This window comes from uncultured Winogradskyella sp. (assembly GCF_947496485.1).
GTDB lineage: Bacteria > Bacteroidota > Bacteroidia > Flavobacteriales > Flavobacteriaceae > Winogradskyella.
Genome location: NZ_CANMCZ010000003.1, coordinates 512,976 through 519,869, shown reverse-complemented (window position 1 = coordinate 519,869; position 6,894 = coordinate 512,976). Strand labels below are relative to the sequence as shown.

At 36.1% G+C, this 6,894-nt stretch carries 5 protein-coding genes and 1 tRNA gene; 4 read left to right on the top strand and 2 right to left on the bottom strand.

The features are described from left to right. On the top strand, nt 1-1,999 hold a 1,999-nt coding region (locus Q0822_RS12625; RefSeq protein ID WP_299124162.1), incomplete at its 5' end, for a T9SS type B sorting domain-containing protein. Nucleotides 2,000-2,058: 59 nt separating this feature from the next. Here the strand turns inward: Q0822_RS12625 and Q0822_RS12620 are convergent. Both Q0822_RS12620 and Q0822_RS12615 read right to left on the bottom strand, forming a co-directional pair. Beyond that, nucleotides 2,059-3,585 (bottom strand): outer membrane protein transport protein, encoded by a 1,527-nt coding sequence (locus Q0822_RS12620; RefSeq protein WP_299124160.1) that lies wholly within the window; start codon nt 3,583-3,585, stop codon nt 2,059-2,061. A gap of 35 nt (nt 3,586-3,620) precedes the next feature. Then, nucleotides 3,621-4,739 carry a hypothetical protein gene (locus Q0822_RS12615; protein WP_299124158.1) on the bottom strand — a complete coding sequence of 373 codons (1,119 nt, stop codon included), beginning with the start codon at nt 4,737-4,739 and terminating at the stop codon, nt 3,621-3,623. A gap of 101 nt (nt 4,740-4,840) precedes the next feature. On the opposite strand from Q0822_RS12615, the gene proS reads away from it, so the two are divergent. The 3 genes from proS to rpsT all read left to right on the top strand — a co-directional run bounded on the left by proS (nt 4,841) and on the right by rpsT (nt 6,776). Then, nucleotides 4,841-6,319: a proline--tRNA ligase gene (gene proS / locus Q0822_RS12610; RefSeq protein WP_299124156.1), complete on the top strand. Its 1,479-nt coding sequence runs from the start codon at nt 4,841-4,843 to the stop codon at nt 6,317-6,319. A gap of 109 nt (nt 6,320-6,428) precedes the next feature. After that, nucleotides 6,429-6,500: transfer RNA gene (locus Q0822_RS12605), tRNA-Glu, on the top strand. A 24-nt stretch (nt 6,501-6,524) separates the two neighbouring features. Further along, nucleotides 6,525-6,776 (top strand): 30S ribosomal protein S20, encoded by a 252-nt coding sequence (rpsT, locus tag Q0822_RS12600; RefSeq protein ID WP_299124155.1) that lies wholly within the window; start codon nt 6,525-6,527, stop codon nt 6,774-6,776. Nucleotides 6,777-6,894: the final 118 nt, after the last annotated feature.

The following is a 6,894-nucleotide window of genomic DNA, read 5'->3' as shown; positions in this document are numbered from 1 at the left end:
GCTAACGCGTTTAGAGTTAATTGTCAACGCTTTACCAGTTTTGGTAACACCAGCACCATTAGAAGAATGTGATTATAATAATCCAGGTGATGAGCAAGAAGCCTTTACCTTAGAAGAAGCCAATGCAGAGATTTTGGGTGGTCAGCCAGGGATTGCTATCACGTATTACGAAACACTAGCAGATGCAGAGAATGCAATAAGTCCAATAGTCAGTCCTTATACCAACACAAGTACTGTACAGACTATTTTCGTAAGAGCAGAGAATATTGCTACAGGATGTTACAATACAGTAACCTTTACTATAAGAGTCAATCCGATACCAACGCCAACACCAAGTGACCAATTACCAGATATAGAGTTGTGTGATGATACCAACACAGGCGATGGAGTCGAGGTATTTAATCTGAGAGAAAATGAAGTATTAATACTCAACGGGGAATTAGGGGTAACACCAACTTATTATGAGAGTATGGAAGATGCAGACTCAGGGGATAACCCAATAGCAGACCCAGCGCAGTACACTAATATAGAGACACCAGATCAGGAGATTTATGTCAGAGTGACCAATGATGTTACAGGCTGTTATGTTGTGGTTAATTTTGCGATTATCGTACACCCTTTACCAGAGGTCATTGCAGTAACGGACTTTATACAATGTGAGCTGAACACGGATGGCTTTGATAGTTTTGATTTAACGACCAAGGATGCCGAAGTACTCAATGGTCAAGACCCATCACAATTTATAGTAAGCTACCACCAAAACGTGAGCGATGCAGAAGCAGGTATGAACGCCTTGGTAAGTCCCTACAACAACCTTAGCAACCCACAGCAGATTTTTGTAACCATAACAAACAATGTTACAGGCTGTTCGATAAGTACACAGAGCTTCAATATCGAAGTTGATGAAGCTGCAGAAGCCAACTCGGATATGAATCCAATCCTTTACCAAACCTGTGATGATAATATGGAAACCGATGGCAATCCAGTTAATGATAGTACACAGTTTGATTTAACGACACAAGACATTGAAATATTAGACGGTCAAGATCCATTAAATTATAGCGTCACTTACTATGAGACAGCAGAGGATGCGGACTTAAACGTAAATCCCTTACCAACCCTGTATGAGAACATCGTCAACCCACAAGTGATTTATGCAAGAGTAGACAATGATACACCAGATGCCATATTAGGTACCGATACCTCTATATGTTATGCTGTAGCAGCATTAACCCTACAGGTCAACCCATTACCAGAGTTCGATTTAGAGGACAGTTACATTCTATGTGTGAACACCAATGGCACAGAAGTACTAGACCCACTCATTTTAGAGACCGGCTTATCAACAGTCAATTATAGTTTTGAATGGAGTTATAATGGTGAGATACTTACAGCAGAGACCGGTTCAAGTCTGATGCCAAACCAAGGGGGAACCTATAGTGTAACGGTAACCGATCTGAGTACGTCAACGGTAACGAGTTGTACCCATACAGACAGTACTGAAGTTATAGAAAGTGAGCCACCAATGCTAGAAGTTAATCTGGTGACACAAGCTTTTGCAGATAATCACGTTATAGAAGCATTGGCAACAGGTATTGGCGTTTACGAATATAGTTTAGATGATGGTCCATGGCAAGATGAAGGTACGTTCAGTAACGTATCAGCAGGTGACCATGAGGTCACAGCAAGAGATAAGAACGGCTGTGGACTGGTTACAGAATCTGTCTTTGTGCTTGATTATCCGTTGTACTTTACACCCAATGGGGATGGCAACCATGACACGTGGAACATACCAGGTATTGGAAGTAACGCAAAAATTTATATATTTGACCGCTACGGAAAGTTATTGAAACAGCTTAGTCCGACAGGGCAAGGTTGGAACGGAACGTTCAATGGCAATATAATGCCAACAAGTGATTATTGGTTTATGGTAGAGTATGACGAACCAATGACCGGTAACCGAAAAGAATTTAAAGCCCATTTTACCTTGAAACGATAGTAGTAGATTAATATAAATAAAAAGCCTGAGCACAATTGCTCAGGCTTTTTATTTTTTTTTTAAATATTAAATGCTAAGCTTAAAATAAAATCAGTAAATCTGGATTGTATTTGTGCAGTATCAGTTAATCCGATATTATATAATTGATAGTTAATATCGCGTTCAGCATAGCTGTAAGCAAAATCTAAATTAAAATCACCAAAACTATATCCTAATCCTAAAGAGTAACCAGATAGATCACCATAAAATGTGTCATCTTTATATGGACTTCCTTCAAAACGATAACCTCCTCTAAAACTCAATTGTTTATAGCGATATTCTCCACCTAATCTATATGAAGTCGAAGAATCTAATGTATTATTAATCTCATTATTTAATCCAGAGAAAAGTAAATCTGAAGTAGGTCTAAATTTTGCGCTGCTATAATCTTTAACAGCATAATCAAAACTAATTAAACCTTTCTTACCGAAAACATATGCCAAACTTCCTGTAACTTTTCCAGGTGTCTGTAATCTATATTCTTCATATACATTAATTACATTTGGGTTTACAACTTGATTAATGTCTGAGCCTCCTTCTGTTCTAGTAGTAGCTAAATATTGAGCTGTTTCATCAGAAATTCTGTACCAAGTTGGTGAGTTATAAGATACGCCAACTCTTAATTCTTCTGTAACCTTAGCAATACCTCCTAGTTGAAATGAAAAGCCACTACCAGTAGTCAATAAATAGTTTTCAAAATCAACGTCAGTAATTGTTGAATTGGCATTTGAGTTTGACTCACTTAAAAAAGTTGAACGTTCGTAATTAATAAAATGTGAATTAAGGTTCAATCCAAAATAAACTTTATCATCATAACTTGTTGCTAAATTAAATGCTAATTTTCCATTATAACCTCGACTTGCATAAGTATAACGTTGATTAAAATTTGTACCATTAACATCTATATTTGATGTATACGCTGTATTATCGTCAGTATCGTCAACAGGATCTATTATAAAACCTTCAAATCCTAAAAATGCTTGTTGATTTCCATACCCATAGAATGTACCTATTTCGTTATAAGCTTCAGACAATGTTTCTCCTGGAAGTGCGGAAATTTCATCTAATCTTAAACCTTGAGCATTTTGTAAGAAGTAATTACCAATTGTGTTATTTGGGTTTATTCCGTTCGCTACCCAATCGTCATTAAAATCAGCAGCACGGTCGTATACAATACCTAATGTAACTTTTCGCCAAGGTGAATTAATATCTGCGTTTCTAAAAACAAACGCAGCGCCTAATTGATTTAAGTCTATATCTGAATTAGTAGATATATTTACATCATTAAAATAGCTGATTTCATTATCTGTATTAAATAATCCCAGCGATATAGAAGCGTGACTTTCGTTAAATATTGCTGAACCAGCAGGATTTATATTCACGGCAGACATATCACCACCTAGAGCTCCAAATGCACCACCCATTGCTCTGAAGCGAGCTGTACCCTGAATTTCATCCATAGAATACCTTACAGCATCTGTAATGTCCTGTGCTAAGATATAAGACGTGCTTATTAAGCCTATGCCTAGCATAAGTAATTTTTTCATAAGTAATTTTTTTAAATTTGGAATTAAATTAAAGTTTATCCACGACCACGTCTACCGGAAGAACTACTTCTACTTCCAGATGATCTAGAAGAACTTCTAGATGAAGACCTTACGCTACCAGATGATCTAGAGCTACGTGATCCTGAAGATCTTACGCTACCTGAAGATCTAGAGCTACGAGAGCCAGATGATCTAACACTTCCAGAAGATCTTGTGCTTCTTGTAGATCTTACACTACCTGAAGATCTTGTACTTCTAGTAGGACGCGTTACTCTATTATTAGATCTTGTTGTTCTGGTAGGGTTTGAACTTCTAATTGCTCTTGACGATCTAGTCGTACGAGTAGTATTTCCAATGCTTCTAGTTGAAGAATTAGATCTTATCCTTGAAGTACTTCTTGTATTTCTTGTCACATTACTTAATCTACGTGTTGAATAATCACGGCGAGATATTGCCGAATTACTTCTAGTTGTGCGACTTAAGTTATTATTGTATAAAACTCCTCTACGACCACTGTTGTAAGCATATCTATTATTATTTCTATAAAAGCCATTATTCCAACCCCAATTATTATATCCTGGTGGACACCAAGCGTTCCATCCCCAATTATTCCAGCCGTAACCCCATCCTGCATTCCAACCCCAGTTATTCCAGCCGTAGCCCCATCCTGCATTCCATCCCCAACGATTCCAACCCCAAGGTCGTCCCCAACCCCAGTTATTCCATCCAAAGCCACCATTCCATAACCATGGATCATTCCATCCATACCATCCATTATCAATGACATTGATAGTAACATTGCTATTATTTTGTCCCCAACCACCATAGGCAGGTCGCTGCTCTAAAGTGTCTTGAGCAGTTTCAATATAGTTTCCTTCATAAGAATCTATATCAGTAAATATTTGACTTTCTTCGTTTATTGCATCAACTTCAGCAGAATTTTCAGCAAAATAATTTTTATAATAATTTGAGTCATTAGTAGAAGTAGTAACTACAGGTTGTTCAACTTCGACTTCGGTACCATAACCGTCAGAGTATATGCCATCATTATCATATCCTGCATATTGAAATGAGCCACATGATGTTAATACAGCCATTAGACCGATTGCAACAAAAAATGGCAATTTTTGTTTTGTAATAGTTTTAAATTGCATATCTCTTTTATTTTATTGTTGAACATAGCAAAAATAGTTAGTTTTGCTGAACTATTTTATACATTTAACATAAGCACAATATCTGTGCCAAAATACTGAAAATGAGCAAAAATCTTACAAGTAGAGCAGAAGATTATTCAAAATGGTACAACGAATTGGTTGTAAAGGCTGATTTAGCAGAAAATTCTGCAGTCAGAGGCTGTATGGTCATAAAACCGTATGGCTATGCTATTTGGGAGAAAATGCAAGCAGAACTAGATAGAATGTTTAAGGAAACTGGGCATGTGAACGCTTATTTTCCATTATTTGTACCTAAAAGTTTGTTTGAAGCTGAAGAAAAGAATGCAGAAGGTTTTGCCAAAGAGTGTGCAGTTGTTACTCACTATAGACTAGAAAACGATCCAGATAATGAAGGGAAACTACGTGTTGATCCAAATGCTAAATTAGAAGAAGAATTGGTTGTAAGACCAACAAGTGAAGCTATTATTTGGAATACATATAAGGGTTGGATACAAAGTTATAGAGATTTACCAATTTTAATAAATCAATGGGCTAATGTTGTACGTTGGGAAATGCGTACACGATTATTTTTAAGAACTGCTGAGTTTTTATGGCAAGAAGGACATACAGCACATGCAACTAAAGCAGAAGCATTAGTTGAAGCTGAGCAAATGAATGATGTATATGCAGAATTTGCTGAAAGCTTTATGGCGATTCCTGTGATAAAGGGTATAAAAACAGAAAGTGAGCGTTTTGCTGGTGCACTAGAAACTTATTGTATTGAAGCATTAATGCAAGATGGAAAAGCGCTACAAGCTGGTACATCTCACTTTTTAGGTCAGAATTTTGCAAAAGCTTTTGATGTTAAGTTTACTAATAATGAAGGTAAATTAGACTATGTGTGGGCGACATCATGGGGAGTTTCTACGCGTTTAATGGGAGCTTTGATTATGACCCATAGCGATGATAAAGGATTAGTGCTACCTCCAAACTTAGCCCCATTTCAAGTCGTCATAGTCCCTATATATAAGAATGATGAACAATTTGAAATTATTTCTGAAAAAGCTAATTCCATTATTAGCGAACTAAAAACCTTAGGTGTTAGTTGCAAGTTTGATAAGCGAGATACTCATAGACCTGGAGCAAAATTTGCTCAGCATGAGTTACAAGGTGTGCCTTTGAGAGTAGCAATAGGACCCAAGGATTTAGAAAACAATACTGTTGAATTGGCTAGACGCGATACTCTAACAAAAGAGATTATTCAGATTGATAAACTAACTCAAACTATAAAAGATCTTTTAGTAGTAATACAACATGAGTTATTTACGAAAGCTTTAAATTATAGAAATACTCATATTACTGAAGTTGAAAATTTTGATGAGTTTAAAACTGTTTTAGAGACTAAGACTGGCTTTATTTCAGCTCATTGGGATGGTACAAATGAGACCGAACAAAAAATAAAAGAGTTGACAAAAGCAACAATACGCTGTATTCCGATGAACAATAAACTAGATGATGGTAAATGTGTTTATAGCGGACAACCGTCAACCCAACGTGTTCTTTTTGCGAAAGCATATTAAATATTTTTCAAAAAAAATATGCTAGTAGTTGCAACATTTAAAAATAGTTGTATTTTTGCATCCGCAATGGAAACATTGAAGGTTCATTTAATTAGTATAATAACCAAATGGCCCGTTCGTCTATCGGCTAGGACGCCAGGTTTTCATCCTGGTAAGAGGGGTTCGATTCCCCTACGGGCTACAATTTTTAATAAGAAAGAATATAATGGCAAATCATAAGTCAGCTTTAAAAAGAATTAGAAGTAACGAAAAAAGACGTGTACTTAACAGATATCAGCATAAAACAACTCGTAATGCTATAAAGAAACTACGTGAAATTACTGATGCTAAAGAAGCACAGAAAATGTTACCTTCTGTTATAAGCATGATTGATAAGTTAGCAAAGAAAAATGTTATACATGCAAATAAAGCAGGTAACTTAAAGTCACAGTTAACTAAGCATGTAGCTGCAATATAATTGTAATGTCTTACTAAGATATTAAAGTCTTTCCGTGAGGAAAGACTTTTTTTGTTTTCTATTCTTATTAAAGGTATTACACGCTTAAAGCACTCTTTATTTCTTATCAAAATAGCTA

Bases quoted from the DNA above. Each gene is read 5' to 3' on its own strand.
- Q0822_RS12620 (WP_299124160.1), bottom strand. From the start codon at position 3,585: ATGAAAAAATTACTTATGCTAGGCATAGGCTTAATAAGCACGTCTTAT.
- rpsT (WP_299124155.1), top strand. From the start codon at position 6,525: ATGGCAAATCATAAGTCAGCTTTAAAAAGAATTAGAAGTAACGAAAAA.
- Q0822_RS12615 (WP_299124158.1), bottom strand. From the start codon at position 4,739: ATGCAATTTAAAACTATTACAAAACAAAAATTGCCATTTTTTGTTGCA.
- proS (WP_299124156.1), top strand. From the start codon at position 4,841: ATGAGCAAAAATCTTACAAGTAGAGCAGAAGATTATTCAAAATGGTAC.